The sequence below is a fragment of the Neorhizobium sp. P1_A6 genome, assembly GCF_056406795.1.
The window spans coordinates 20,016-42,174 of record NZ_JBFTZM010000021.1 but is presented as its reverse complement, the minus strand read 5'-3'; the positions used below and the strand labels follow the sequence as shown (position 1 = coordinate 42,174).

Below are 22,159 nucleotides of genomic sequence, written 5' to 3'. Positions count from 1 at the left end.
CCGTCTGCAAGAAGCCGCGTTACTCCGCCGGCTGCGGCCGCAACAAGCCGCGGTCGACCGGCTTTTCCTGGATCGGCCAATGCACGACGGCGGCAAAGATGCCGAGTGCCACGCCGAGCCACCAGACCGGATCGTACGAGCCGAACCGGTCGTAGAGATAACCGCCCATCCACACGCCGAGGAACGAGCCGACCTGGTGCGACAGGAAAACGATGCCTCCCAGGAGCCCGAGATGGCGCGTACCGAACATGATGGCGACGAGCCCGTTGGTCGGTGGCACGGTGGAAAGCCACAAAAGCCCCATGACGATCGCAAACACGATCACCGAGGCGGGTGTCTGCGGCAGGAGGAGGAAGGCGGTGACCGCGATCGACCGGGCGATATAGATATAGGCGAGGAAATAGGGTTTTGAATAACGCTGGCCGATCATGCCCGCGCCGAACGAGCCGATGATGTTGAAGAAGCCGATCAGCGCCATGGCGATCACCGCGTAAGCGGGCGCGATGCCGATATCGCCGAGATAGGCCGGGAAATGCGCTGTGATGAACGCCACCTGGAAACCGCAGACGAAAAAGCCGGAGGTCAGCAGAAGATAGCTCTGGTGGCCGAAGGCTTCGCGCAGCGCCTCGCCGACGGTCTGCTTGATCTCCGACTGCGACTGGGTGCCGGAGCTGGAATTGCCGCGCAAGGGATAGGCAAGCACCGGCACCAGCAGCATCAGCAAGGCGATGTAGACGAGGCTGTCCGACCAGCCGTAGGTGCTGATCAGCGCCTGGCTCAATGGCGCAAACAGGAACATGCCGGCCGAACCCGCAGCCGTGCCGATGCCGAAGGCGACCGACCGCTGTTCGGGCGTTACGTTGCGGGCAAAGGCCGACAGGATGGTGCCGAACGAGCCGGCGCCGACCGCAAGCCCGACCATCACGCCGCCGCTGACATAGAGCACCGGGACCGAATGGGCGGTCGACATCAGGATCAGGCCGCAGGCGTAGAGCAGGCCGGAAAGGGTCAGCACCCGCCCGGTGCCGTATTTGTCGGCAAGCGCCCCGAACAATGGCTGGCCGAGCCCCCAGGCAAGGTTCTGGATCGCCATGGCGAGCGCGAAGGTGGAGCGGTCCCAGCCGGTATCGTGGAGCATCGGCAGCTGGAAGAAGCCCATGGCCGAGCGCGGGCCGAAGGTCAGCATGGCGATCAGGGCACCGGCGACGATGATCAGCCAGGGCATGGAAGCCGGCCTCCGCCCCGAGGGGCGCACGGATGGCGATGCGGACGTGGGCATGCGGACCTCCTCGAACACAAGGAGCAAAACATACCGCGCGCGCTTGCGGTGTTAAAACAACTTTTGCTCAATCAATCCATCACCGGGATTGATGGTACGCCCCTTACGGCGTGCCCGGCGGATCGATCGCCGGCGGGGTCGCGCGCCCGAGCCGGGCCTCGCGCCAGATGGTAAAAATGCCGGCGCCGATGACGATTGCGACGCCGAGGATCATGTTGGCGGTCATCACCTCGCCGAACACGAAGACGCCGATCAGGCAGACCAGCACCGACTGGATATAGGTCATCGGCTGCACGACCACCGCATCGAGCAGGTTGAAGGCGCGGATGAGAAGGTAATGCCCGCTCATGCCGGTGATGCAGAGCACCACCATCCACAGCCAGTCGGCAGGCGTGATCTGCGTCCAGTAGAACGGACCGACGAACGTGATCGTCACCGCGCCGACGACGCCGGTATAGAAAAACGCCGTTTCGGATGTGTCGTTGCGGCTGGCAAGCCGGGTCATGACGGAATAGAGCCCGAACATCAGCGTCGCGACCATCGGAATGACGATCCTGGCATCGAAGGTGGCGTTGAGCGGGTTGACGATCAGAAGGATGCCGATAAAGCCGACCCCGATCGCCGTCCACCGCCGCCAGCCGACCTTTTCGCCGAGAAACGGCACCGAAAGACAGGCGACCACCAGCGGCGTCGCCGCAAACATCGTGTGGCTGGCTGCCAGCCCGACATGCGAAAAGGAGAAGATCGAGATGACGATCTGGACGGCCAGAAGCGCGCCGCGGGCAACCTGCAGCCAGGGCCGGTTGGCGCTCGCCGCAACCTTCACGCCGCCCGACGACCGGCTCGCCAACGCAAACGCGAAGCCCGCGAACGCCCAGTAGCGGATCATGGTGATGAAGATCGGCGGATAGGCGCTGCCCAGATGTTTGGAAATCCCGTCCTGCAGCGAAAAGATCGTCACCGCCGCGATGGCGCAGATGAGGCCGGTGGACCGAGGGGTCATGAAGGCAGTCTCTTTCGGGGTGCCGCCCGGAAACCCGACCGGCGCATGGGGATCAGTCAGCGTATGGTGATGACCCGGTTGTGACCGTTCGGCAAGGGGCCGGACAACGTGAATTTGCGAATAGCTGCCATGCGTGGGGCGGGGGAGTGGGAGTGGGGTGGCCGTAGTGGCCGCTTTGGGGGCGGGAGCAGGCTGTCGACTTTTGGCTTCCAAGATGGCGGTAGCGGACGTTCTCCATGTCCTGTTTTAAGAGCGATATGAAATTGCTTGGTAGGTCCGGAGGGAGCGCCCACCATTGCTTAAAAGCCCTAGAAACCGAGCTTCATGGGATTTCAAGGGAGACACAATGTCCCCCTTCTATGTCTTTGCATCGCATAGGATAATACGGCATGGAATAAGGAACGAGTATCTGCGGCCTTCCTGTATATGGAGCTCACCCGCTGACACGGGACTGCAGCACGCTCGTGCCATACTGAGTCGAGATGAGACGAAAATTTCTCGAACACGGCACGCTCAGCGGAGGCTACGCCGCTAAGATGCACGCCTCATGATTGCTGCTCAAAGACGGTGCACGTGTACTTCAAAGTAGTAAATGTGTGATACGCTGCCTTCCATGGAGGCTGAGAGAGCACGCAACACGATCAGTCGTTACGGTTTCTCAAAGCCAACGAGGTAAGAGCTTCCCTTAGGTACTAAAGTCTGAGCTGGCAGCATTATTAGAGGTGCCGAATTGAACCTGGCGAAAAAGATTAAGCGAATTGCGGTCGAAGGTCTGCAGGGCGTGTTCGATTATGATGTCAAGTTTCCTGAAGACGCGGACACAATCATCATTATCGCACCTAATGGTTACGGCAAGACCGCTCTCTTATCACTCCTGAAGGATTGCGTGAGTTTGAACTTAAGGCGGGCCGCGTCGCATACCTTCACAACGCTTGAAATTACGTTCCAGAACGGAACTAAATGGAAATTCGACAGGAGCCTTGATGACGAGCGAGCACGTTTCCAGGCTCGGCGCCGTCCTAGGGCCGCTGGTTTCGACCCAGACTGGCCTCGGCTCCGCGACTCATATGGTGTCCCATCATGGGTTTCCCTGAAGCGATATGACTCTGCGGGACAGGAAATCATTGAGAGCCCACTGCAGTTAGAGAATTTGAATCCCCGTATACTCTTGCGGGCACTGGAGCGGGTGCCCTTCTTATCTCCCGAGTCTCCCACAATGATCAGGGATCTGCGTGAAGGGGAGATTATCCCCACAGCCGAAGCGTTGACGAAATACTATCATGAGATAGCAGCTGACCCCAGTGTTAGAGAGCTTTTGATGGCGGCGGCACCTTCCACTGTGTGGCCAGGAGTAAACCCCATCGGATGTGTGTTTATTGAAACACAGCGCTTGCTGTATTCGAAGCCGTCTCCTCAAGACGGCGAGAAAACTGCACCTCAGGAGGAGATACTCAGGCAGGCAGCCGATCTGTCGAGGCTGCTGCAGAAGAATTATTCGGACTACGCAGCTACATCGCAAACATTAGACCGCTCCTTCCCTAACCGGCTAATAGCCCGTGCTCGCGAAGGCACTAGCCCCGACGCGGACGGCCTCAAAAGAAGTCTGATAGCTATTGAAAAACAACGCGCCGCTCTTACCGAGGCGGGCATACTTTTTGAGCAAGCGGACAATCTAATATCGACAGATGACGATTTGCTTCCCAAGGTTGTGGATGCACTTCAAATATATGTCGAAGACTCCCAGAAAAAGCTGAGGACTTACGACGAAATTTTCCCGAAAATTTCCGTTTTTCGAGAACTGATGTCTAACAAACTTAAACCAAAAGCGCTCTCGATTAGCCGCGACCAAGGAGCGTCAGTTTCACGAGATGGCATCCCGCTGACGTTGGAAGGTTTAAGTTCAGGGGAGAAGCACGAATTCATCATGCTGTTCAAACTGATCTTCGAAACTCCGAGTGAATCTCTGGTGCTCATTGATGAACCTGAGATCTCTCTGCACGTTGTTTGGCAGCTCGAGTTTATGTCGGACCTCAGACGGATACAGTCAGCTAATCCGTTCCAAAGCATAATTGCCACGCATTCACCTCAGATTTTTCAAGGCTTCAAGCACCTTCTTGTAGACTTGGCGGATTAACTTGAATGAATTCCGTAGATAAACACCTAACCGCCCTTAGCAAAGCTGCGACTCTGCTCGCAATGCGAAGCGCGAAGAAAGAAATTTTGCTGATCGTTGAGGGAGATACCGATGTAGATGTTTTCGCAAATGCACTAGGTTTGCCACGCTCAAATATTCTTAGTTGCGATGGCAAGGAAATACTGATGGACGTATATAAGATGGATCCGCAGAAGGGTATCGATGAAGGTTCGATATTCATACGCGACCGAGACACCGACAACATTTCTACGAGATTAACGAGAGGTGTACTTCTATTAGTGACAAAACGATATGATATAGAGATGGAATTACTTGAGAACAGGATATTTCAACGCATACTCTCGGAATTTCTGAAGAAACCACTGGACAATGCAACGTCTTCATTGGAATTCTCAAAGATATGCAGCGCGTCGGCATGTATTGGAGCAATAAGGATATACTCCAATGATAATAAAGGCACAAATCTTGACTTTGACGATTTGAAGTACGGCCGATTTCTCAACTACAAGAGCCTTGCAGTCAATATCGGCGAGGCGGTTAGATACATGTTTGCGAAGTCGAAGACGGTACTAAATAACCACGCTTCTGTCGTGTCAGTCGTATCGAATATAATGCAAACGCGCCCAGCAGCAGATATCGTATGCAGTAAAGAATTCGTTGATGTTCTTCATCACGCGCTGTCGAGGCACTATAACGCGTGCGACGCTGGGGAATGCTCACCGACGAATCTCAATAGAACTATAAGGATTTCCGCCGTGCAGGATGATTTCAAGTTGATGGATTTGTATCAACCGCTTTCGGCGCATGTAGCGGCATGCGAATATTCTTGGGTTGGATCACAGCTCTGATAAATCACGAGCTGTCATCGATTGATTGTGCTTGGTCTGGTGCAGTACAGTTCTAACCTAGCGAGAAGCCCTTCGGAAAGTGATGAACCGGTATGAGATAAATATTTCGCCTCCGCTTCCAGCCCTAAGCGGACCGATAAGGTTCGATCACTGAAAGGTGGCTTTGTCTTGACTGTCCGATTGTGAAATTCGAGCCTTGCGGACGCGAAACTGCCGCAACAAACAATGTTCGCAAAGATAAGCCCCAGTACCCCACTCACCTCTCCACCAACAACCCCGAAACCAGCGTCAGAAACGCCTCCACCGCCTTCTTCGACACCGCCTCCGGGTCCTCGGCACTAGCGATCCAGAGTGCGGCGCTCAAGGTCGCGCCGTTGACGAGGCGGGCGGTGGCTTCGGCGTCGACGGGGCGGATCGTGCCTTCGTCGATCAGTTTCTGGATACTTGCGGTGGTGGTGCGGATGCAGGCGCTCTGGCTCGGCCATTGCGACGGATCGCCGAGTACCGCCGGTCCGTCGAGCAGCATGATCCGCTGGATTTCGGGCTCCAGCGACATTTCGATATAGGCGACGCATTCGTCGACGAAGCCGCGCCAGGTATTGTCGGCCCGGCTTGAGATCTCGCAGAGACGGTTTGATATTTCCGCGTCGATCTGCATGACCACCGCCATCAGCAGGCCCTTCTTGTCGCCGAAATGGTGATAGAGCGCCCCGCGCGTCAGCCCGGCGCCGGCGGTGAAATCGTCCATCGAGGCCTCGGCATAACCCTGGCGCGCAAAGGCGTGCCTTGCGGCGGCGATCAGCTTGGCCTTCGTTTCGGCGATCATTTCCTTGCGCGGCCTGGCGGCGCTCCTCGGGCCCGTGCCGGGAGCCATATCGGTGACGATCTTGTCTGCCATCTTCTCAGCCATGCGGACTCCAAATTATTCGCATACGCTCCGTATGTTAATTGACATACGAAACGTATGCGGCTATTTACCTCACATACGCGGCGTATGTAAGTCCTCATTCAAAATAACCCAAGGAGCAGGTTATGCCCAATCCCTATCGCGAAATATTCGCAAGGCCGGGTACCAAAGGTTTTTCCGCCGCTGCCTTCGTGGCGCGGCTGCCGCTGCCGATGACGACGATCGGCCTCGTCGCCATGCTGTCCCAGACGCATGGTGAATATTGGCTGGCCGGCGCGGTCTCGGCCACGTTTGCGCTCGCCAACGCCTTCATCTCCCCGCAAGTGTCGCGCTGGGTGGATGCGAAAGGGCAGTCGGCCGTGCTGCTGCCGACGACGTTCGTCACCTTTTTCGCCCTGATCGGCCTTGCGGCCGCTGCCTGGATGCGCTGGCCGATCTGGACGCTGTTTGCCTTCGCCCTCGTCGCGGGCCTGATGCCGAGCATGATGGCGCTGGTGCGCGCCCGCTGGTCGGAGATCTATCGCGACCGGCCGGAACTGCACACCGCCTTCGCCTTCGAATCTGTCATCGACGAGCTAGTCTATATCTGCGGCCCGGTCTTCGGCATCGGCCTCAGCGTCGCGCTCTTCCCGGAAGCCGGCGTGCTCGCTTCAGCCGCGTTCCTCGCCGTCGGCACGGCACTGTTCGTGGTCCAGAAATCGACCGAACCGAAGGTCGATCCGCAGCGGATGAAAGGCGGCGGTTCGGTCATGCGGCTGCCTGCCATGTGGTTCCTGGTCGTGCTCTGCGCCGGCATGGGCATCATTTTCGGCACGGCGGAAGTCTCGGTCGTCGCCTTCTCGGAAGCGATGGGCAGCAAGGGTGCCGCCAGCTATATCCTGTCTGCCTATGCCGCCGGCTCCTTCGTGGTCGGCATCGTCTTCGGCGCCATCAAGTTCAAGTCGTCGCTGGCCCGCCGGCTGCTGTTTGCAAGCCTGGTTGCCGCCGTCACCACGCTGCCCATGCCTTTCGTCGGCAGCCTCTGGGGGCTGACGGCGGTGATCTTCCTTGCCGGTGCGGCGATCTCGCCGACCTTCATCAGCGCCATGACCCTGATCGAACGCATCGTTCCTTCCTCGCAGGTTACGGAAGGCATCACCTATGCCATGACCGGCATGAGCATCGGCTTTGCCGCCGGCTCCTCGCTCGCCGGCTGGACGATCGACGCCTACGGCACCTCCAACGGCTTCTGGGTCGCGGTGGCCGGCGGCGCGCTGGCGCTCACCACGATGCTCGCCGGTTATGGATTGCTGAGCCGGCCGGATCGGCAGGCGGTGCCGGGGGCAGGGGCGCTCAATCCTGCTGAGTGATCTCTTTGATGATTTTCCGCGGGGAGCAGCCCCTCACCCCGCCTCCGCTACGCTCGGCGACCAACGGGGTCGAGCCACGGGTCTCGACCCGTCCTCCGGACCCCCGCACGCGGGGCGAGGGGGGAGTAGCGACGGTGCAGCATACGTCCTTCTCCCCGCGCGCGGGGAGAAGGTGCCGGCAGGCGGATGAGGGGCTACCCCGGCAATCATCTCCAGAGCCTTCGCCGCGACCAGTTTCCGTCAGCCCCTCAAGCCCGCCGCTTGATCGCCCAGGCCTCCGCCCGTTCGCCAACCACCGTCGCCACGTCGCCGATCCTGATCCGCCCGGTGCCGCGCGGCACGGCGTTCCAGCCGAACAGCGGTCCGGGCACGCGCCGGTCGGCGGACATGCGGATGCGGCCCATGGCGGGGATCGGGTCCGGCACGTCGCGCGAGCCGGTCTGCTGGTCCTGCGTGGTCATGATGCAGCGGGCGCAGGGCTTGACGAAATCGAAGCGGATGCCGGCGATCTCGATGCCGGTCCAGCCGTCCTCGGCCCAGGGTTCGTCGTGGTCGAGCACGATATTCGGCCGGAACCGCTCCATGCCGACCGCGCCTTCGCCCTTGGCCGCCATGTTCGCATTGAGCGCGGCAAGCGATCCGGTCGTGGTCACCAGCACCTGATAGCCATCCGCAAAGGTCACCGGCGAGTTGTCGCCCGCCCATTCCGGGCTTGCAACGCGCCGGGCCTGCTCGTCGAAAAACACCAGCCGGATGTCGCGGCCGAGCCATTCCGACAGCACCGCATTGGCCGCATCGTCGGCAAGCGCCGCATTGACGCTGGATTTCCACACCACGGTCTCCATGCGCCGGTCGACCGGCGGCCGGGCGACGCGGATCTCGCCTTTGTCCTCCATCGCGAAGCGCATGGCATCGGTTTCCGGGTAGACCTCGAGCCTGGCAAGCGGCTGCAGTTCCCGCTGGGTGATGAACATGCCGGTCGGATCGACGACCATCATCTCCCGGTCGCCGGGAATGCCCGCGGCCGTGATCTCCGCTTCGTCAAGCGCGATGCCGCGGCCGCTCTTCAGGGGATAGACGTTGAGTTCGCTGATCCGCATGGGAAGTCTCCTTCAAATCTCGTCGATGAAGAGGTCGAGCACCTGGCGCAGCCGCTCATGCCGCTCGGAGGCAAAAGCCCGCCCTGCCGCCGTCTGGAAGCCGTCGGCGAGCTTGAACAGTTTCACCTCGAAATGGTCGATCGCAAACGCCTTGTCGTCGAGCGGGCGGTGTCTGGCGAGCGGATCGGCCGGGTCGTAGAGGCCGGACCCCATCCGCCCGGCGATATAGAAGCAGCGCGCCGCCCCCACCATGCCGATCGCATCCAGCCGGTCCGCATCCTGCAATATCCTGGCCTCCAGCGTCTCGGGCACGATGTTGGCCGAAAAGCTGTGCGCCGTCACCGCATGCGCGACGGCCACGATATCTGCCTCCTGCCAGCCGACATCGGCAAGGACGGTCGCGGCCTTCTCCGCCGCCAGCCGCGAGGCCTGTGCCCGCAGCGGCGAGTTCTTCTCCACCGAAACGCAGTCATGCAGCAGCACGGCGGCGGCAAGCACTCGCCCGTCGCCGCCTTCCTTGGCATGGATGCGCATCGCGTTGCGGAAGACACGCAGGATATGGGCGATGTCGTGCGAGCCGTCGTCGCCCTCGGTCGCATGCGGAATCAGGGCCTCGGCAAGCGCCTCGAAAGGCGAAAAGGCGGCGGCCAAGGAAGCGACAAGCGAAACGGTCACGAAACGGGTTCCTGGGAATCAATGGCGGCGGGTTCACCGCTCTTGTTCACCAGAATGCGCTGGTAGAAAAGCCCGATCCCGATCAGCACCGCGCCGAGCCCGATGAACGACAGCGCCCGAAGAATCCCTTCGAGGTTCGACATGTCGACCAGGAACACCTTTACCACGGCGACGAGCACGAGACCGGCGGAGGCAAGTCGCAGGCTCTTGGCGTCGAGCTTCGAGCCGATCGCCAGCAGCGCCACGCCGATCAGCAGCCAGACCACCGAATAGGTATAGGTCTCGGCGGCCATGAACCCCTTCCAGTCGGCGATGTTCTGGCCCTGCCAGAAACGCCGCACCGAAAGCGTCGCCCACAGGAAGCCGAGCACTGCGCCGGCCAGCGCCAGCATGATCACGTAAGGCATCGGCCGCCGCCCGCGGGCGTAATAGGCGACCAGCGCATAGGCGAGGCCTGGCAGGAGATAACCGAGCAGCAGCAGGTTGAAGAAAGGCCAGGCGCCGGTGTTTTCGCCGCTGAAATAGGGGTTGAGGCCAAACACATGCAGCGACAGCGCATTGGCGGTGGCGAGCACCCCGGCGATCATCGAACCCCAGCGGAAGACAGGGCTTGGGCGCTTGAAATCGAGCGTCATCAAGATCCCTGAGAAACCGACCGTCAGCAGCGTGTAGATCGACTGCTCGCCGAGCGTCGGCACCCGGTCGTCGAGTACGCCGCCGTTCATCGCATGGCGCACCAGAACCGCGACCGTCATCAGCGAGGCGAGCGACGCAAGCGCCTGCATGAGGTTGCGGATGCGGAAATCCGAAGAGTCCTTCAGCAGATAGGCCGTCACGATCGCCAGCAGCGTCGGAATGCCGTAGCCCGGCAGAAGCGCGTTGAAGAACGGCGTGGTGCCAAGGCTGTTCTGGCCGATCAGCGTCGGTTCCCAGGCGATCCGGCCGAACACGATCAGGATCGCCGCTGCCATCATCCACGGCAGCGCCGGCCACGGCCGAACCCGCATGCCGAGCACATAGGCAAATCCCAGCACTGACACGAGAATGGTGGTGACGATGCCGTTGGTCAAAGCATGCAGCGCCAAGGTGAAGCCCGCAAACGATCCGGCGACGACCAGGTTGGCCGCCCAGTCGATGCGTCCATCGCTCGTCTCGTCACGCTCGCGGAACAGCCATTCGGCGCCTGCCAGCAGCACGAGGCCGAGGCCGAGGCCGTAAAGCCCGTGGGTCCAGTCGTGCCCGAGATTGCCGAAATTGAGGAAGCTGATGGTCGCCAGCGCCACCGGCACGCCGGACATCAGCACGCTCCAGACCATCGAAAATTCCGGTTCGGTCTTGCGGAAGCGCTTCAGGAACGCAAAGCCGAGCAGGGTGAAGACCGCCCCGAGCAGCAGGCTGACGCCGACTTCCGTCGCGTAGGTCACGACCGGCAGCGGTTCGTTGCCGACCGGTTGCGGCACATAGGTATCGAGGAGCAAAAGCGCCACGACGAAGAGGTTCAGCACCGCCCCGCTGGCGGCGATCATCGCCGGCCAAACCGTATAGGCGCGGCTGGCGCCGAGTGCTGCGAGTGCCGCGATCACGGCAGCGGAGGCGAAATACGGAGCGATGCCGGTGACCGAATCCGCCACCAGCATGGCGAGCGCCGGCAGAACCGACATGATCGCGACCGAGAGCGTGATGGTCAGCGGCTGGCGGCCCAGCAGCCCGCTCCAGCCGCTCTTTGCCACGCGGTCGGCGCCATAGACGGCACCCGGCCAGAAGAAGCCGGTGCCGGCGATCATCACGATCAGCGTCAACGTCGGGGGCATCGGGTCGAAATCATTAGCGCCGAACGTGTAGGCGATCGCCCACAGCCCGATGCCGATATTGGCGAGCATTGGCACGATGGTCCAGCGACGGAAGCGCGAGGCCGCGTTGACCGCGACCCAGGTGAGGCCGAGGAAGATGAACAACGCGTTGGCGTTTGGTTGTTCGCTGGCGACGAGGGCCGGCGTCAGCAGCGAAGCGAGCAGACCGAGCCCGGCGAGCGCCTGTCCGTGCAACAGCGACAGCCCGATGGTTGCGAAGGAGACGAGCGCGAGCAGGATGAAGGCCGGCGTCGCACCGATGAATTCGTAGACGCCGTAGGCCGCATAGATCGCGCCCAGCAGCGTCACTGCACCCGCCGCCGTCAGCGCGCCGGGGATCATTGCATTGCCGAACCGGTCGGATACCTGCGGCATTGCCCGGCGCCGAACGATCTCGCCGCCGGCCATCAGCACGAGGCCGAACAGGCAGGCAAGCACGAGGCGCGCGCCCGGTCCGAGCAGCCCGGCCTCGATCGAAGCGCGCACCAGAAAGATACCGCCGAAGGCAAGCGCTACGCCGCCGACCCAGACCGGCCAGCGGGCGCCGAGATAGCTTTCGAGGTTTTCGCGGTTTTTCGGTTTTGCGGGCGTTGGTGTCCGTGTCGTCGTCGCGACGGGTGCGGGAGCCTCTTCGCGGGCCGCAACGTCCTCGGCGGCCACGCTTGCCGCAATCGTCTCTTCCGGCACGGCCTCTGCCGCAACCGGTTCTGCCCGAACTGCCGGTTCTTCGGTCACCGCTTCGGTGGCGATAACAGCCGCCGCAGCGGGAACCGTCGCCGGGGCAGCCACGGGTGCCGCCGTGGAAACCGGCTGCGTGGAAAGCAGTCCGACCTTGATCGCCTCCAGCTCCTTTTCGAGCGCTGCCACTCGGGTCGATGTCTTGCGATAAAGACCCACCATCAAGATCACCAGCAGCAGGAGGAGGATTTCGATCATCGGCACGCTCGCGGGTGAAGGGTTCAATCAACCGGTTATACAATTACCGGCCGAGGGAAGGGAAGAGCCGTGTTCCACGACCAATCGGGCGCCGGTCGAGTGTCGGTCACGGTCCCGTGCCGCAATGGCCGTGTCCCATCCGCGCCGGTCATCCGGCCTGGAAAACACCCCGCAAGTGCTCGACGACCTCACGCTCGGCCCCTGGATCGGCGGCGGTCCCGACCGTTCGCAGAATTCCCGCCAGACGAAGAACGTCAGTTCTGCGCCATCTGTGGCGATCTCGCCCGGGCCTTCCGCGAAAGTGTTGAGCATCCGGTAGCGATCGTCCTGCCAGAAAAGTGCTTCCACCCAGCCGTAGATCGGGATCACGTGGAAATGGATCGAATGGCCCGGCATATGGCCGTATCGTCCGATATAGACCCGCTCCGCGTTCAGGCCCCGGCCCAGCGCCCTCTGAGCCTTCGCCATCAGCGGGCCGAGTTCCAGCAACGCCTCCTCCGCAAGCTCGGAGAGATCATTCACAAAGCGCTTCGAGCCGATCATCAGATAACCGGGAAGGGCGGAATTGGTGCGGTGATTGACGAGCCAATGCTCGGTCTCGAAGACATGGAGCTCTGGAGGAATGGGCATCTAGACGGACCTTCTGCAGACAATTCCCGCAAGCGATAGCAATAGCGTCAATCCCAGCAATGTATCAAAAAGGTTCATATGACCTTTACATTCAGTGCAAATGGACTAACTTCAAGGCAAAGCAGGAGCTTGCCATGGAAGTCGCAGCCAGAAAAGAGAAAGCGGAGCAGCTGACGGCCGTTGCGCTGAAGGCCTTTGGCAATGTCGTCGCCGAGTGGGGCGTGCCGGTGAATGAGGCGGCGGCCCTCGCGGACATGTCGGAAAGCACCTGGAAACGTGCACGAAAACCCGGGTATTCCGGAGGCCTCACCAAGGACCAGATGCTGCGTCTCAGCGCCGTCATCGGCATCTACAAGGCGCTGAAACTCTATTTCAGCGATCCGATTGCTTCCAGATGGATGACGTTGCCGAACGAGGGGCCGCTGTTCCGCGGCACCCGCCCCATCGATACGCTGATCGACGAGGGGCTGCCGCAATTCCTCGCGGTCCGAAACTACCTCGATGCCCTGCGGGGCGGCGCGTGATCGTGACTTCGGTCAGCGACCGGGCCCTTGTGCGGCTGATCCCGGCGACCTACCACAAGCCGCCGAGCCTGCGCGGCCTGGTGGATAGCGACGAGGAACTGGCGATCCTTGCCGAGATCGAGGGCATGACCAGCGCGCGGCTGACCGCCGAGCGCGGGTTGAACCTCTATCTCGACCGCCGCGAGCTTGCCTGGAAACGCCGCAAGCACGACCTGCAGGTCTACGGCAACACCCATATCAACGCCGCCTTCACCTATACGCGAAAAGGCGGAAACCGCTTCAACGACGAAAACCGCGGCGCCTGGTACTGCAGCTGGGACACGATGACGTCGATTGCCGAGGTCGCCTTCCACAAGACGCGGGAACTGCGGTTCATCGGCGTCTTTGAGGAAACGGCGCGTTATGTCGAACTGCTGGCGGATTTTATCGGCGAGTATCCGGACATCGCCGACGAGAGGGAACACCCGGCGCTCGATCCGGATCCCGCGATCGGCTACCCCCAGGGGCAGGCGCTCGCCGAAAGATTGAGGCGCGACGGGCATGATGGACTGATCTATCCGTCGGTACGGCACGATCAGGGCCGCTGTCTCGTCGCCTTCGAACCGACGGCCATCCGCAACGTCCGTCCGGGCGCTTCCTGGGACATCGTCTGGTCAGGCAGTGAGGAATACGACCTCAAAGCCGTGTGACGGCGATCGCCGAGCAGGTTCTCGTAAAAAATTTGGGCATCGGGGCCGGCTTCCTCGTGAAAAGCCGGCCCCGATGCATCCTTTCCTTCAGGTCCGCTGCGTAACCGGTTCGTCCGCACCGTGAGGAGCCGGAGGTCCGCTCTCACCGGTGACGTCGCGGGTTTCTACCTGAGGGTCTGGAATCTGTTCCGGCGATTTGTCGCCAAGGAACTTATCAAAAGCGAGCTTGACGTCCCGGGTCAGATCGCGTCCGGTTTCCCACCAGTCGCTGCTCTTCGTCCAGTAGCGCAGCGTCAGCTTGGCGCTGCCGGCATCGAACTCGGCCACATAGACGGTCGGCGCCGGATCCTTCAGCACCCGTCTGTCGCCGCTGGCGATCGCCATCAGCTTCGCCTGGGTGCGGCCGATGTCGCGGTCGGTGCCGATGCTGACCGAAATCTCGTTGCGGCGCGTCTTCAGCCGGCTGTAATTGGTGATCGGCACGTTCCACAACGTCGAGTTCGGCGCCAGCCGATAGACGCCGTCGGCGGTCCGAAGTTCGGTCGCAAACAGTCCGACATCGACGATCGTGCCGGTGACGCTGCCAGTCTCGATGCTCTCCCCCACCCGGAACGGCCGCAGGACCAAGAGCATGATGCCCGCCGCGATGTTCTGCAGCGTACCCTGCAGCGCCAGGCCGACCGCAAGGCCGATTGCGCCGAGAGCCGCGAGCACCGATGCCGTCTGCACCCCGAACTGGCCGAGCACCATGACGATGACGAGAACCAGCATCGCATAGCGGATGATATTGGAGAAAAATTGCGACAGCGTCGCGTCGATGCCGTGGATGCGCGACAGGCCGCGATGGGCCCAGCGGCTGATCAGGCCGGCGGCCATCCAGCCGAGAATGAGGAGAACGATCGCACCGACGGCGGAGAAGGAATATTGCACCGCCAGCGCGCTCAACTGAGCGAGCGCCGCCCTGGTAGCCACAACAAATTCCGACGCCTGGTCCATCCGGCGGTCTGCTCCTGATTTTAGTTTCGCCGTTAATTGGCGCAGCAGGCCGCGAGGTCAAGATAAAAGTGGAGCTTTTTTGCTCCGAGCTAAACAATTAGGAAAATTCAACTTTCAGGTTCAAGGCGAGGTTTTTAGCGGCAAGATGAAGGAGGYCCGGCCATCAGTCTCGGTACCGCGGCCTATCCCCTTGATGGCAGCGATCAGCCGGCCGTTGCGGCCGAGCAACCGGTCGCCGATCTCGATCAGCCGCGTATTCGGCGTCGCATGCGGCGCGACGCTGCGAAGCCTCGCAGCCAGCGCGAAATCGTCCTCTTCCGGGTGCAGCGAGAGCGCGGTGATCACCGCTGCGGCAGGCGAACGGGAGACGCCCATCCAGCAATGGATGACGATCGGCGCCGACTGGTCCCAATCGCGCACGAAGCCGATCAGGCTTTCCACATGCGCCTCGCTCGGGGCGATCAGGCCTCCCGTGCCGGCAAAACCGATATCGTTCATCGCCAGCTTCAAGTGGCGCTCGGCGGAAATCACGCCGGGCCGGTGAAAATCCTGGCCCTCGGCGATCAGGCTCACCATTTCGCGCGCCTTGTGCCGGACGGCTGTCTCGGCGATGGAGCCGAGCGGGCAGACGACGATCGTGGTCATGGCGTCTTGCCCACGGCGTTGCGCTCGGCCTCGATCTGATGGAACCGGTCGAGGAAAAGCTGTTGCGCCGTCAGCGCCGGCATCGGTTGGATCGTCAGCATGTCGGGGGTGATGCCACGCGGCTGGCCGAAAAATTTCCGCGCCTCGGTGACCGAGAAGCCGGCAAGTTCCGTGGCCTCGAAAAAGGCAGCGATCGTGTCGGCCTTCTTGATCAGCGCCTTGAGTTCGCGGCTCGGATGCGGCGGTAGGCCGAAGCGCAGGTGGATCGCCGCCTCCAGCCGCTGCTCGACCGCCTTGTAGCCGCCGCCGACCACCGATTTGAACGGCGAGATCATGTCGCCGATCACATATTCCGGCGCATCGTGCAGCATCGTCATCTGCAGCGCGTCGGGCGTGCAGGCCTCGTTGCAGCGGCGAAAGATTTCCTCGACGACAAGGCAGTGCTGGGCGACGGAAAAGGCATGGTCGCCGCGCGTCTGGCCATTCCAGCGGGCGACGCGGGCAAGCCCGTGGGCGATATCGGAGATTTCGATGTCGAGCGGCGAGGGATCGAGCAGGTCGAGCCGGCGTCCCGACAGCATTCGTTGCCAGGCACGTGGTGCCGTCACCACTGGGCTCACGTCTCGGCCTCTTCAGCCTCGGCGGGGAAGGAGAGCCCGCTCCAGGCCGGAAGCGTCAAGCTCACAGTCACGTCGCCCGCGGAAAGCCGCACGCCGCGTGACAAGGCGTCGCCGACGCGGTCGATGCGCACGATCGCCAGCCCCTTGTTTCCGAAAACGGATCCGAGCGCGCCGACCGGCTTGCCGCCGGCTACGATCTCGGTGCCGGAGGCGGGCAGGGCGGCTTCGCCCGAAACGATCACCACCCGCCGCCGCGCCGTGCCGCGATGCTGCATGCGGGAGACGACTTCCTGGCCGACATAGCAGCCCTTGCGGAAGGAAAGTCCGTCCGTCTGGTCGAGCAGCACGTCGTGCGGAAAGGCGTCCTGCAGCGCATAGTCGTGACCGGAGATCGAGATGCCGGCTTCGATTCGCAGCGCGTGATAAGCCTCTTCCGGCCCGTCGTCCAGTTTGCCGGGAGCGCGGGCAAGGGGGATTCCGGCCTTGGCGAAGGCCGCATCCTTCACCGAGCCCTTGCCCGAATCATCACCCCAGAACACGGTGATACCGTCTTCCGGACCGGCGGCGATATCCACGGCTGCGCGCAGCTTGTACATCGTCAGCCGCCGCATCAGCGCCTCGCGTTGGGCCGTCTCGGTTTCGATGAGGAAACCGTCTCCCTCCCGCCAGACCAGGAAATCGAACAGGATCTTACCCTGCGGCGTCAGCAGCGCACCCGGCCGAGCCTCACCTTCCGGCAGCGAATCGATGTCGGTGGTGATCAGCCCCTGCAGGAAATCCTGCGCATCCTTGCCGGTAAGGCGGATCAGGCTTCGCGAGGGAAGAAAGGCGGCGGGCATGGTCGGGTTATCCGGTTGTTCTGAGACTGAGAGTTAAGTCTTCGCAGGGACGGCGGCAAGGCATACCGGGCGGCAAATGCGGTGGCGGCCGATTATGCCGCCGCAGCCCCCTCTGCGGGCGCCGCCTGGCGTCCAATACGCTATGTTATTTTTGGGGACGTTATTGTGGGAACGAACCCGATGCGGCAATCCCCCATGATCTCCCCCCTTGAGGGGGAGATGTCACGAAAGTGACAGAGGGGGGTAGCGACGGTGCGGCAAATGCACTGGTGGCGACTGACGCGAAAAAAACGCGAGGCGCCCGCTCAGTCGCCGCCGGAGAAGAATTTCCATTTGCCGTCCGGGCTGATGCCGGCGCGGAAGAAGTTATAGTTGCCGTTCTCTTCCATGCCGGCGAGGTCGCCGGCGGTCACGATGCGCAAAAGGTCGACCCGTTCGGGCGGCGTCAGCTTCGAAAGCTGCTTGCCGGCGAAATAGGGCCAGACATAGGCTTCTTCCGGCGTGCCAACGTCGAAATGCGCGGCACCGGTGGAAAGGATGTCGAGCAGGATGGCGAGGATTTCCTGGCCGTCCGCATCGCCCGAAAAACTCTTCAGCGTTTCGATCGGATCCTCGAATTCGCCGTTCATCACCTGCGTCTGAGTAGCCCCTGTTCCCATCAGGTCGCGCAGGCGGGTGACATCGCCCGAAGCCGCGGCCTCGACGAGCTTTTCACGCATCTGCTTGACCGGCGCCGGCAGCTTTGTCATGTCGCGGATGATTTCCGCCGGCTTGTCGTCGCTCGGCGCGGGCTTGGCGGCGTTCGGGTTTGCCGGGGGAGCGGTCGTCTTACTGCTGTCGCCGGCCTGTGCCGATCGATTGATCGCCGGACCCGGCTGCGGCAGGGTCGTGCCTTCGAAAGCCTGAACGATGGCGCGGCTCTGGCCACGCTCCGGTTCTTGTGGCTCGACGCTCGGGCGCAGCTCCGACAGCGCCAGGGCCTGGCCGCCGACCGCCATTGTCATGGCGGCACCAAGCACGATTGCCGCCGAAAGGCGGATGGAGAGTCTGGGCATCGTCGTTTCCGCCGCGTTTCGCACGGGAAACCTCTATCGTTTATTGAACAGTGCGCTCGGGGGAGAATTCGCCGGCGAGCATGCGGCTCTTGAGCGAATCAAGCATGGCTTCGGCGCCCATTTCTCCATGAATGCGGATGGTTTCCCGCATGGCAAGTACCAGAGCTGCGTCGGCAATGATTTCCGGCTCGATACCGTCGGCACGGCCGTCTGCCCATGCCTCGCTCTGATATTCCAAGGCAGCCTGCATCTTCTCATGCACAATCATGTCGTCGATGTCGTTGCGGCCTGTCTGCATTCTGTCGTCCTCGGTGCCCGTTTAATTACTAGCCCGTTAAAAACTTTATCAGCCTTTTATCAAAACGACACGGCCTCCCGCCAAAAGAGGTAAATAATCCTCTAATTTCCGAAGCGCGCCGCGATTTCTGTCGCAAGTGTTGCGCCTTCGATACGATAACGCTCCTCGGCGGTTCTTGCCGCATCCGTGCAGGACGTATGCACGGCTGCAAACGACCGATACCCCCGGTTGAAGGCCGCGGTCAACCTCTCGCGGCGCTTCGGCTCGGTGCCGCTATCGGCATCCAGCAACTGCTGCATCGAGGCCCGCCATTCGGATGTCGACGCGCCGCAGAGCGCGCGCAGATACTGGATGGAGCCGAGCACTTCGGCCAGCCGCGTCAGCTGCCCGTCGTAGGGCGCCGGCTTTTCCTCGGCCGCCGGGGGAGGCGGTAGCGGTGCGGATGGCTGCTGTTTCGCCGACTGGGCGGCAAGCGGCGTCGCCGAGAGGATTGCCAGCAGTGTCAGGCAGCCAAGTCGCTGAATGAGCTTCATGAACGGGTCCCGATGCGGCGCGATTGCGCCTGTCTTAGCGAGCCTTCTTAGCGGGCATTGGTCTCCGCCGCCAGCCTCTCGGCGCATTCGAGCACGCTCGCCGGCGCGGGCAGGCCTCGGATCTCCTCAAGCGTATACCAGCCGGCATCGGCCGCATCGTCGGCGGCGATCGCCTGGCTGGCGGGGTCGGCCTCCACGCGAAAGACCGACAGAAAGAAATGCTGCCCACCTTGCTTCTCGCTCTTCAGGTCGTAGGTGGCGAAGAGGACGGGATTGCGCACCGCAATGCCGGTCTCCTCGAAAAATTCCCGCACTGCCGTCTGCTCCGGCGTCTCGCCGGGCTCGGCCCGACCGCCCGGAAACGCGAACAGATCCATCGACGGCGGGTTTATCCGCCGAATCAGCAGAAACCGGCCGTCGCGTTCGAGAATGGCGGAGGACGCGGCTTGGGGGGATTGGGGCATATTACGGTCTTTGCGGTTCAATGTGCTGGGACGCTTCACGCCGCGCTCAAAGTGGGAATCTTGCTGACGTCCACCTCGCGTTCCGCGTGCCAGGCGTCATAGCCGGCCTGCATGCGCAGCCAGATAGCGGCACCGTCGCCGAACATCTTCCCGAGTCGGGCCGCGACATTTGGGGAGATGGGCTTGCGCTCGCGCAGGATGTCATAGAGCTGCTGGCGGGAGATACCGAGCAGTTCGGCGATCTCGACCTTCGTCTTGCCTGTCGCGGGGATGATCTCATCAAGCAGCGCCCCGGGATGCGACGGGCAACGTTCAATCGGCCTTTTCACGTCATATTCCGCCATCGATCTCATCCCTAAACCGCCGCTTCAATGGTATTGCTCGAAATCAACACGGGCGGCGTCCTTGCCGTCGAATTCGAATGTGATGCACCACGGCCCGTTGACGTGAACGGTATAGCGGGTCGGATCAAGGCCATGCAGGGCATGAAAATCAAACCCCGGCAGGTTCATGTCCTCCGGGCGCTCGGCCGCTTCAAGACGGTCCAGCCGCACAAGGATGCGCTTGTGCATCTTCGCGTCGATCTTGCTCGTCTTGCCGCTCTGGAACAGGGCAGCCAGCGCCTTGTTCCTGAAGGATCTGATCATGCAGCATGTAAGTATATTGCTTACACGAGGTCAAGGCTGTAAGCGAATAATTTACATGTGGCCGTGCATGCCCGCGTTATGAGAGAGCGCGCAGATTTCGGTTTCCATCGTTTCGATCATATGAAAACGTGCCCCAGATGCCATCTCCTTCAAGCCCACGTCTCCCATGAAAACTTACACCCTCTACGCCATCGCCGCGCTTGCCGAGATTGCCGGCTGTTTCGCCTTCTGGGCGTGGTTCAGGCTGGAAAAGCCGGTCTGGTGGCTGGCGCCGGGCGTTGTGTCGCTCATCGTCTTCGCCTGGCTGCTGGCGCTGGTGCCGAGCGAGGCGGCGGGGCGGACCTATGCGGCTTATGGCGCCATCTATATCCTCGCCTCGATCCTCTGGCTCTGGGCTATCGAGGCCCGGGTGCCGGACCGATGGGATGTTCTCGGCGTCACGGTGTGCCTCGTCGGCGGGGCGATCATCCTGTTTGGACCGCGAAGTGCCTGATCTCGGCGCTTGACCCCTCGAAAAGCCAATGCCACATAGTTCGCATGTGCGGACGCTACGCCCTGACGGCGACCCCCAAGGATATTTCGGAATTCTTTAGCCTGGCGGATCTCGACGATTTCCCGGCACGCTACAATATCGCCCCGACCCAGCCGATCCTCGTCGTCATGTCGTCCGAAAAGCGTGAGCCGGGCAGCAACCTGCCGGAGCGCCGCGCCTTCCTCGCCCGCTGGGGCCTGATCCCCGGCTGGGTGAAGGACATGAAGGAGTTTCCGCTGCTGATCAACGCGCGCTCCGAGACGGCGATCGGCAAGGCCTCCTTCCGCGCCGCCATGCGCCATCGCCGCATCCTGATCCCTGCCACCGGCTTTTACGAATGGCGCCGGCCGCCGAAGGAAAGCGGCGTCAAGCCGCAGGCCTATTGGATCCGCCCGAAGCGCGGCGGCGTCATCGCCTTTGCCGGTCTGATGGAGACCTGGTCTTCTGCCGATGGTTCCGAGGTGGATACCGCCGCGATCATGACGACGGCCGCGAATGGCGGCATTCGCCATATCCACGACCGCATGCCGGTCGTCATCGAGCCCGAAGACTTTTCCCGCTGGCTCGACTGCAAGACGCAGGAACCGCGCGAGGTGGCCGACCTGATGCGGCCGGTGCAGGAGGATTTCTTCGAGGCGCTGCCGGTTTCCGATCTCGTCAACAAGGTCGCCAACATGGGGCCGGATCTGCAGAAACCGGTGGTGGTCGCCCAACCGGAAGAGGAGCCGCCGAAAAAGCCGAAACCCGACTCGACCCAGATGTCGCTTTTCTGACCCCTCGGCTCTCTTCCTTCAGACGGACAATTTCATGAACCTGTTTTCCGCCGGCCTTTCCGGCCTCGCACTCGGTGCTTCGCTAATCATCGCCATCGGCGCCCAGAACGCCTTCATCCTGCGCCAGGGGCTGATCCGCTCCCATGTCTTCATCCTCTGCCTGATCTGCGCGCTGTCGGATGCGACGCTGATCGCCGCCGGCGTCGGCGGGCTAGGCACCATCGTCGCGCAATCTCCCGTGCTGATCTCGGTGGTGACGCTGGGCGGTGCGGTGTTTCTCGGAACCTACGCCTTCATGGCCTTCCGCCGGGCAGTCAAGCCTGGCGCGATGGTGGCAGGTGCGCCGGAACCGATGGGGCTGAAGGCGGCGGTCTTGACCTGCCTGGCCTTCACCTTCCTCAATCCGCATGTCTACCTGGATACGGTGTTGCTGCTCGGCAGCCTGTCTGCGGCCTTCGAAGGAGCGGAACGGGTGGCCTATGGCGCCGGTGCGGCGATTGCCTCGTTCGTCTGGTTCTTCGGGCTCGGTTACGGCGCGCGTTTCCTGGCGCCGTTGTTTGCCAGACCCGCCGCCTGGCGGGTTCTGGATGTCGTCATCGGCATCGTCATGGGCCTTCTCGCGCTGGGGCTCCTGTGGAGTTTTATCAGCGGCGAATGAAGCTGATCAGCCAGCTGGGGTAAGCTTCGGCTTGCGGTTCAGCATCAGGGCGGCTGCAACCACGGCCTTCAAGCCCAGCGGACGGTAGGGCGTGGTCATTTCGGGTTTTGATTCGATTTTCTTCTCGGTGCTCATGGCTGTCTCCTCAACACGC

At 61.9% G+C, this 22,159-nt stretch carries 25 protein-coding genes and 1 pseudogene; 8 read left to right on the top strand and 18 right to left on the bottom strand.

All coding sequences use genetic code 11. The features are described from left to right. Window positions 1-19: 19 nt before the first annotated feature. Window positions 20-1,279, bottom strand: a complete 1,260-nt coding sequence (locus AC1D3C_RS27095) for an MFS transporter (protein ID WP_477485050.1) — start codon at window positions 1,277-1,279, stop codon at window positions 20-22. 103 nt (window positions 1,280-1,382) lie between these two features. After that, window positions 1,383-2,282: a DMT family transporter gene (locus AC1D3C_RS27090; protein ID WP_477485049.1), complete on the bottom strand. Its 900-nt coding sequence runs from the start codon at window positions 2,280-2,282 to the stop codon at window positions 1,383-1,385. Between the two features lie 730 nt (window positions 2,283-3,012). Here AC1D3C_RS27090 and AC1D3C_RS27085 point away from each other — a divergent pair. Together AC1D3C_RS27085 and AC1D3C_RS27080 are read left to right on the top strand one after the other, a co-directional pair. Continuing rightward, window positions 3,013-4,416, top strand: a complete 1,404-nt coding sequence (locus tag AC1D3C_RS27085; protein WP_477485048.1) for an AAA family ATPase — start codon at window positions 3,013-3,015, stop codon at window positions 4,414-4,416. Window positions 4,417-4,421: 5 nt separating this feature from the next. Further along, window positions 4,422-5,285 (top strand): hypothetical protein, encoded by an 864-nt coding sequence (locus tag AC1D3C_RS27080; RefSeq protein ID WP_477485047.1) that lies wholly within the window; start codon window positions 4,422-4,424, stop codon window positions 5,283-5,285. 256 nt (window positions 5,286-5,541) lie between these two features. Here AC1D3C_RS27080 and AC1D3C_RS27075 read toward each other — a convergent pair whose 3' ends face one another. After that, window positions 5,542-6,159 carry a TetR/AcrR family transcriptional regulator gene (locus AC1D3C_RS27075; protein ID WP_477485071.1) on the bottom strand — a complete coding sequence of 206 codons (618 nt, stop codon included), beginning with the start codon at window positions 6,157-6,159 and terminating at the stop codon, window positions 5,542-5,544. 158 nt (window positions 6,160-6,317) lie between these two features. Between AC1D3C_RS27075 and AC1D3C_RS27070 the strand changes: the two genes are divergently transcribed. Next, the gene (locus AC1D3C_RS27070) at window positions 6,318-7,541 is read left to right on the top strand and encodes an MFS transporter (protein WP_477485046.1); all 1,224 of its coding nucleotides are present in this window, start codon (window positions 6,318-6,320) and stop codon (window positions 7,539-7,541) included. 248 nt (window positions 7,542-7,789) lie between these two features. Here the strand turns inward: AC1D3C_RS27070 and AC1D3C_RS27065 are convergent, their stop codons facing one another. The 4 genes and pseudogenes from AC1D3C_RS27065 to AC1D3C_RS27050 all read right to left on the bottom strand — a co-directional run. Further along, window positions 7,790-8,641, bottom strand: coding sequence for an MOSC domain-containing protein (locus AC1D3C_RS27065; protein WP_477485045.1), 852 nt, complete (start codon window positions 8,639-8,641; stop codon window positions 7,790-7,792). Window positions 8,642-8,653: 12 nt separating this feature from the next. Then, window positions 8,654-9,292 carry an HD domain-containing protein gene (locus AC1D3C_RS27060; RefSeq protein WP_477485070.1) on the bottom strand — a complete coding sequence of 213 codons (639 nt, stop codon included), beginning with the start codon at window positions 9,290-9,292 and terminating at the stop codon, window positions 8,654-8,656. A 20-nt stretch (window positions 9,293-9,312) separates the two neighbouring features. After that, window positions 9,313-12,102, bottom strand: coding sequence for a DUF2339 domain-containing protein (locus AC1D3C_RS27055; RefSeq protein ID WP_477485044.1), 2,790 nt, complete (start codon window positions 12,100-12,102; stop codon window positions 9,313-9,315). 189 nt (window positions 12,103-12,291) lie between these two features. Next, window positions 12,292-12,732: pseudogene (locus AC1D3C_RS27050) on the bottom strand (HIT family protein); the annotation flags it as partial. 134 nt (window positions 12,733-12,866) lie between these two features. On the opposite strand from AC1D3C_RS27050, the gene AC1D3C_RS27045 reads away from it, so the two are divergent. Together AC1D3C_RS27045 and AC1D3C_RS27040 are read left to right on the top strand one after the other, a co-directional pair. Next, window positions 12,867-13,256 (top strand): MbcA/ParS/Xre antitoxin family protein, encoded by a 390-nt coding sequence (locus tag AC1D3C_RS27045; RefSeq protein ID WP_038585217.1) that lies wholly within the window; start codon window positions 12,867-12,869, stop codon window positions 13,254-13,256. Continuing rightward, window positions 13,253-13,945 (top strand): RES family NAD+ phosphorylase, encoded by a 693-nt coding sequence (locus AC1D3C_RS27040; RefSeq protein ID WP_038585220.1) that lies wholly within the window; start codon window positions 13,253-13,255, stop codon window positions 13,943-13,945. Before AC1D3C_RS27045 ends, AC1D3C_RS27040 begins: the two co-directional genes overlap by 4 nt. 87 nt (window positions 13,946-14,032) lie before the next feature. On the opposite strand, the gene AC1D3C_RS27035 is transcribed toward AC1D3C_RS27040, so the two are convergent. From AC1D3C_RS27035 to AC1D3C_RS26990, 10 genes are all read right to left on the bottom strand, one after another. Continuing rightward, entirely contained in the window at window positions 14,033-14,941 is a 909-nt protein-coding gene (locus AC1D3C_RS27035) for a mechanosensitive ion channel family protein (protein WP_477485043.1), read from the bottom strand. 120 nt (window positions 14,942-15,061) lie between these two features. Then, entirely contained in the window at window positions 15,062-15,586 is a 525-nt protein-coding gene (locus AC1D3C_RS27030) for a tyrosine phosphatase family protein (protein WP_477485042.1), read from the bottom strand. Then, window positions 15,583-16,167 (bottom strand): YfbR-like 5'-deoxynucleotidase, encoded by a 585-nt coding sequence (locus tag AC1D3C_RS27025; RefSeq protein WP_477485069.1) that lies wholly within the window; start codon window positions 16,165-16,167, stop codon window positions 15,583-15,585. The genes AC1D3C_RS27030 and AC1D3C_RS27025 overlap by 4 nt, the downstream gene beginning before the upstream one ends. Window positions 16,168-16,202: 35 nt before the next feature. Then, window positions 16,203-17,045, bottom strand: a complete 843-nt coding sequence (gene ygfZ / locus AC1D3C_RS27020) for a CAF17-like 4Fe-4S cluster assembly/insertion protein YgfZ (RefSeq protein WP_477485041.1) — start codon at window positions 17,043-17,045, stop codon at window positions 16,203-16,205. A 305-nt stretch (window positions 17,046-17,350) separates the two neighbouring features. After that, window positions 17,351-18,100 (bottom strand): hypothetical protein, encoded by a 750-nt coding sequence (locus AC1D3C_RS27015; RefSeq protein WP_477485040.1) that lies wholly within the window; start codon window positions 18,098-18,100, stop codon window positions 17,351-17,353. A 40-nt stretch (window positions 18,101-18,140) separates the two neighbouring features. Next, on the bottom strand, window positions 18,141-18,398 hold the full coding sequence (locus AC1D3C_RS27010) for a hypothetical protein (RefSeq protein WP_007752665.1): 258 nt from the start codon (window positions 18,396-18,398) through the stop codon (window positions 18,141-18,143). A gap of 101 nt (window positions 18,399-18,499) precedes the next feature. After that, on the bottom strand, window positions 18,500-18,931 hold the full coding sequence (locus AC1D3C_RS27005) for a TIGR02301 family protein (RefSeq protein ID WP_477485039.1): 432 nt from the start codon (window positions 18,929-18,931) through the stop codon (window positions 18,500-18,502). Window positions 18,932-18,978: 47 nt separating this feature from the next. Continuing rightward, window positions 18,979-19,395, bottom strand: coding sequence for an NUDIX hydrolase (locus AC1D3C_RS27000; RefSeq protein ID WP_477485038.1), 417 nt, complete (start codon window positions 19,393-19,395; stop codon window positions 18,979-18,981). Between the two features lie 35 nt (window positions 19,396-19,430). Next, on the bottom strand, window positions 19,431-19,748 hold the full coding sequence (locus AC1D3C_RS26995) for a HigA family addiction module antitoxin (protein WP_477485037.1): 318 nt from the start codon (window positions 19,746-19,748) through the stop codon (window positions 19,431-19,433). A 15-nt stretch (window positions 19,749-19,763) separates the two neighbouring features. Next, a complete protein-coding gene (locus AC1D3C_RS26990) occupies window positions 19,764-20,042 on the bottom strand; it encodes a type II toxin-antitoxin system RelE/ParE family toxin (RefSeq protein WP_038585245.1) in 279 nt (92 codons plus the stop codon). 166 nt (window positions 20,043-20,208) lie between these two features. On the opposite strand from AC1D3C_RS26990, the gene AC1D3C_RS26985 reads away from it, so the two are divergent. Genes AC1D3C_RS26985 through AC1D3C_RS26975 form a run of 3 tightly spaced genes read left to right on the top strand, consistent with a single transcriptional unit; the run spans window position 20,209 to window position 22,005 of the window. After that, a complete protein-coding gene (locus tag AC1D3C_RS26985; protein ID WP_477485036.1) occupies window positions 20,209-20,535 on the top strand; it encodes a YnfA family protein in 327 nt (108 codons plus the stop codon). Between the two features lie 44 nt (window positions 20,536-20,579). Then, the gene (locus tag AC1D3C_RS26980; RefSeq protein WP_477485035.1) at window positions 20,580-21,347 is read left to right on the top strand and encodes an SOS response-associated peptidase; all 768 of its coding nucleotides are present in this window, start codon (window positions 20,580-20,582) and stop codon (window positions 21,345-21,347) included. 40 nt (window positions 21,348-21,387) lie between these two features. Next, on the top strand, window positions 21,388-22,005 hold the full coding sequence (locus tag AC1D3C_RS26975; RefSeq protein WP_477485068.1) for a LysE/ArgO family amino acid transporter: 618 nt from the start codon (window positions 21,388-21,390) through the stop codon (window positions 22,003-22,005). Window positions 22,006-22,011: 6 nt separating this feature from the next. Here the strand turns inward: AC1D3C_RS26975 and AC1D3C_RS26970 are convergent, their stop codons facing one another. Beyond that, window positions 22,012-22,140, bottom strand: a complete 129-nt coding sequence (locus AC1D3C_RS26970; RefSeq protein ID WP_255759033.1) for a hypothetical protein — start codon at window positions 22,138-22,140, stop codon at window positions 22,012-22,014. Window positions 22,141-22,159 lie beyond the last annotated feature (19 nt).

What these genes read in the sequence shown, in the direction of transcription:
- AC1D3C_RS27035 (WP_477485043.1), bottom strand. Translation starts at nt 14,941, where the DNA reads ATGGACCAGGCGTCGGAATTTGTTGTGGCTACCAGGGCGGCGCTCGCT.
- AC1D3C_RS26980 (WP_477485035.1), top strand. Translation starts at nt 20,580, where the DNA reads ATGTGCGGACGCTACGCCCTGACGGCGACCCCCAAGGATATTTCGGAA.
- AC1D3C_RS27025 (WP_477485069.1), bottom strand. Translation starts at nt 16,167, where the DNA reads ATGCTGTCGGGACGCCGGCTCGACCTGCTCGATCCCTCGCCGCTCGAC.
- AC1D3C_RS26970 (WP_255759033.1), bottom strand. Translation starts at nt 22,140, where the DNA reads ATGAGCACCGAGAAGAAAATCGAATCAAAACCCGAAATGACCACGCCC.
- AC1D3C_RS27070 (WP_477485046.1), top strand. Translation starts at nt 6,318, where the DNA reads ATGCCCAATCCCTATCGCGAAATATTCGCAAGGCCGGGTACCAAAGGT.
- AC1D3C_RS27045 (WP_038585217.1), top strand. Translation starts at nt 12,867, where the DNA reads ATGGAAGTCGCAGCCAGAAAAGAGAAAGCGGAGCAGCTGACGGCCGTT.
- AC1D3C_RS27095 (WP_477485050.1), bottom strand. Translation starts at nt 1,279, where the DNA reads ATGCCCACGTCCGCATCGCCATCCGTGCGCCCCTCGGGGCGGAGGCCG.
- AC1D3C_RS27080 (WP_477485047.1), top strand. Translation starts at nt 4,422, where the DNA reads ATGAATTCCGTAGATAAACACCTAACCGCCCTTAGCAAAGCTGCGACT.
- AC1D3C_RS27075 (WP_477485071.1), bottom strand. Translation starts at nt 6,159, where the DNA reads ATGGCTCCCGGCACGGGCCCGAGGAGCGCCGCCAGGCCGCGCAAGGAA.
- AC1D3C_RS27065 (WP_477485045.1), bottom strand. Translation starts at nt 8,641, where the DNA reads ATGCGGATCAGCGAACTCAACGTCTATCCCCTGAAGAGCGGCCGCGGC.
- AC1D3C_RS27005 (WP_477485039.1), bottom strand. Translation starts at nt 18,931, where the DNA reads ATGAAGCTCATTCAGCGACTTGGCTGCCTGACACTGCTGGCAATCCTC.
- ygfZ (WP_477485041.1), bottom strand. Translation starts at nt 17,045, where the DNA reads ATGCCCGCCGCCTTTCTTCCCTCGCGAAGCCTGATCCGCCTTACCGGC.
- AC1D3C_RS26985 (WP_477485036.1), top strand. Translation starts at nt 20,209, where the DNA reads ATGAAAACTTACACCCTCTACGCCATCGCCGCGCTTGCCGAGATTGCC.
- AC1D3C_RS27055 (WP_477485044.1), bottom strand. Translation starts at nt 12,102, where the DNA reads ATGATCGAAATCCTCCTCCTGCTGCTGGTGATCTTGATGGTGGGTCTT.
- AC1D3C_RS27090 (WP_477485049.1), bottom strand. Translation starts at nt 2,282, where the DNA reads ATGACCCCTCGGTCCACCGGCCTCATCTGCGCCATCGCGGCGGTGACG.
- AC1D3C_RS26990 (WP_038585245.1), bottom strand. Translation starts at nt 20,042, where the DNA reads ATGATCAGATCCTTCAGGAACAAGGCGCTGGCTGCCCTGTTCCAGAGC.
- AC1D3C_RS27000 (WP_477485038.1), bottom strand. Translation starts at nt 19,395, where the DNA reads ATGCCCCAATCCCCCCAAGCCGCGTCCTCCGCCATTCTCGAACGCGAC.
- AC1D3C_RS27015 (WP_477485040.1), bottom strand. Translation starts at nt 18,100, where the DNA reads ATGCCCAGACTCTCCATCCGCCTTTCGGCGGCAATCGTGCTTGGTGCC.
- AC1D3C_RS27010 (WP_007752665.1), bottom strand. Translation starts at nt 18,398, where the DNA reads ATGCAGACAGGCCGCAACGACATCGACGACATGATTGTGCATGAGAAG.
- AC1D3C_RS26995 (WP_477485037.1), bottom strand. Translation starts at nt 19,748, where the DNA reads ATGAGATCGATGGCGGAATATGACGTGAAAAGGCCGATTGAACGTTGC.